The organism is Thermoanaerobaculia bacterium, assembly GCA_035717485.1.
In the GTDB taxonomy this organism is placed as follows: domain Bacteria; phylum Acidobacteriota; class Thermoanaerobaculia; order UBA5066; family DATFVB01; genus DATFVB01.
The window spans coordinates 1-2022 of record DASTIQ010000202.1 but is presented as its reverse complement, the minus strand read 5'-3'; the positions used below and the strand labels follow the sequence as shown (position 1 = coordinate 2022).

The 2022-nt window shown below is 70.2% G+C and carries 1 protein-coding gene, 1 tRNA gene and 1 pseudogene; 1 reads left to right on the top strand and 2 read right to left on the bottom strand.

All coding sequences use genetic code 11. The features are described 5' to 3' along the window. Nucleotides 1–558: 558 nt before the first annotated feature. Together VFS34_10685 and VFS34_10680 are read right to left on the bottom strand one after the other, a co-directional pair. Nucleotides 559–648 (bottom strand) — tRNA-Ser (locus VFS34_10685). A 49-nt stretch (nt 649–697) separates the two neighbouring features. After that, nucleotides 698–1279, bottom strand: coding sequence for a nucleotidyltransferase family protein (locus tag VFS34_10680; GenBank protein HET9794918.1), 582 nt, complete (start codon nt 1277–1279; stop codon nt 698–700). 223 nt (nt 1280–1502) lie between these two features. Here VFS34_10680 and VFS34_10675 point away from each other — a divergent pair. Continuing rightward, a pseudogene (locus VFS34_10675) lies at nt 1503–1676 on the top strand (molybdopterin cofactor-binding domain-containing protein). Nucleotides 1677–2022: the final 346 nt, after the last annotated feature.

Genomic DNA, 2022 nt, shown 5'->3' with positions numbered 1-2022 from the left:
CGTTCGATCCACCACGTCGAGCGGAGCTACGGCGGATTGTTCTGGGACTACATCGTTCGGAACAAAAAGCCCCACACGGACTGGGATCTCGCTTGAGCAAGCGCCGGCGATGCATCGAGCCGGGCGGGCTCGTGCCGCCGGCACGATATACGTTCGCAGTACGACTTAGCCGACGGCCGGCGCCCGCATCCCCTCGGGCTCGCGCCTCGACTTCCACTCTTCTGAGCGAACTTCCGCGCGCGCAAGCATAGCGAGACAAGTACCTCGTTCGCCGGCCAGGGGAGAACTCGCAGCCGGAGCGGCGCTGAGCGGAGGCGGGCGCGCGGAGCGCCCTTGCCAGATGGGGAGGGGGCTTGGGGGATACTTCCCCCAGGTTGGATGTCCCGCTCGTCGACGCAGCAGCGTCGATTGCGAGGCGAAGCGAGCCGAGCGGGATACGTCCCCCAGGTTGGATGTCGCCAAGACTGTCGCGGGGCGAAGCCCGCGACGCGTGAGGCCCGACGCGGGCCGGGGAGGGCCGAGCGCCTCGGAGCGAAGCGAAGCGCAGCGGAGAGGTCTTGGCGGAGGAGGAGGGATTCGAACCCCCGGTACCCTTTCGGGTACAGCGGTTTTCAAGACCGCCGCATTCAACCGCTCTGCCACTCCTCCGGCGGAGAAAGTCTACGCCGGAACACGGCGTAGACGTCGATTCCCCGTCTCAAGATTCCCGTCCGTCGGGGCGGGTGTCGACGTCGAATGCCCCCTCCGGGAAGTCGAGCTCGGCGACCTCGATGCGTCCCGAGCGAAGAAGGGATCTCGCTCCCTCGTCGCCCCGGAGCGATTCGAGTTCGCCGAAGAGTCCGGCCGAGAAGATCGCCGGCGGTCCCAGAACGCCCCCGTAGCGGCAGGCCGCGGCGAGCTCGGGTCCGAATCGAAATCGCTCGACGAGGGCCCCAATCAGCCGTTCGTCGACGGACGGCTGGTCGGCGAGGAGCAGGAGCGCGGCCGAGCAGTCGGGCGCCGCCTGGCGGAGCCGGACGACCCCCGCGCGGATCGAGGAGCTCATCCCTTCCCGCCAGCCGTCGTTGACGACGATCGTGCAGTCGAGGGACTCGAGCTCGGGAGCGATCGCGTCCGACGCGGCACCCAAAACGACGACGAGGGGCCGGCAGCCCGCCGACGTCGCCGCCTCGGCCGCGCGTCGCACCAGAGAGACGCCGGCGACCCGGTGCAGCTGTTTCGGCGAGCCGAACCGCCGCGAGCCGCCGGCGGCGAGAAGGATCGCGGCGACGCCGTTCACGCGGTTCCGAGCCGGCTCGCGACGAGGCGGGCGAGAACCGCCGGCACGCCTTCGGCTTCGCACGCCCGCGAGAGCCGCAGGATCGCCGCGATCTCGGCCCCGCTCGCCATCGACGCGAGTTTGCCACAGGGGGGCGGCGGCGGAGAGTTTGAACCGGCGGACACGGAAGCGTACGATCATTTTTCGGCCGGTTCCCGGCGTTCTCGCGCTCGAGTCGATCGACATGGTTCTCGGCGACACGGACCGGTGCCCCTGGGACATGGGGACGTTCGGCTCCCTGACCACGCGCATGTTCGGTCCGGCGCTTCACGCGGCCGCGGCGGAGGCGCGCGCGGTGCTGACGGGGCTCGCGGCGCGGAATCTCGGCGTCCCGCGGGCAAAGCTCGTCGTCGAGAACGGCATCGTCTCCGTCGCGGGAGACCCGTCGCGCCGTGTCACTTACGCGGAGCTCTCGAAGGGGCGCCAGATCGCGCGGGTCGTCGGCGAGAAAGGCGTGCTGCGGCCCGTCTCCGAATTCCGGGTGATGGGGAAGTCCCCGCGGAGGATCGACGCCCCCGAGAAGGCGGCTTCCGATGACGCCGGCGCGGGTCCTGGAGGCGGTACGGGCGGCGCGCGGCGGTCGGAAGAACGCCTCGGCCTGAGCGGAAGCGGGTCCCTCAGCCGGACCGAATCTCGGAGAGCCCGCCCATGTAGGGCACGAGCGCCGCGGGAATCTCGACGGATCCGTCCTCGCGCTGGTAATT